At 69.7% G+C, this 717-nt stretch carries 1 pseudogene; it reads left to right on the forward strand.

Annotated elements, in window-relative coordinates:
- Positions 1-717, forward strand: a pseudogene (locus tag DA1_RS29365) (hypothetical protein); the annotation flags it as partial.

The raw sequence follows: 717 nt of genomic DNA on the forward strand, positions 1-717 counted from the left end.
GAGGGCCACCAGGAGGCGATCCGCTGGGATGCCAATGGCAAGGCCTATGCCGGCGCCACATCCAACTACGGGCTGTCCCTGTCTACCGCCGTAGGGGCCGGCGCCTGGGCCGGGAATCTCTATGCCGTGGTCTCGGCCGCCCGCGCCAAGGCCTGCGAGATGGACACCACGCGGCTCGGAGCCATCAGCACGGGCAGCGGCTGGGCCGTGCCGGTGGCGGCCATGCCCTACAGCTATCCCTTCCGCAGGCCCGCGCTGCTGGAGGCGCTGCAGCAGCATGAGTTTCCGGACACGGCCGGCGAGCGCTCCGGTGAAACCGTGCTCACGGCCGACCAGGCCGCCAAGCTGGCCGACCTGGTGGAGGAGGCCGTGGCCCCCGGCACCAAGTGCGCCAACTGGCGCAGCGAGCTGGACAAGCTGGTGAAGGAGTTCGCCGACCTGGGCCTGGCCAAGGCCTGGGCCACGCCCGGCGCTGCGCCCGTGAAGCCCAGCGAGCCCAAGGCCGCGCAGTACTACTTCGACTCCGACAACAACGCCATCGAGCATGCCGACTGGGTGCAGTACAGGCGCGACCTGGAGGCCTACTACAAGGCCCTGGACACCTACACGGAAGGCAAGACCGCTGCCACCTCGCAGGCGGCCAGCCTGAATGCCCGCATGGTGGAGATCCAGCAGCGCTGCGCCACCCTGGTGTCCAGCATCCAGACCCAGCTGGCC

It is taken from the genome of Delftia acidovorans NBRC 14950 (genome assembly GCF_001598795.1).
Classification (GTDB): Bacteria; Pseudomonadota; Gammaproteobacteria; order Burkholderiales; family Burkholderiaceae_C; genus Comamonas; species Comamonas acidovorans.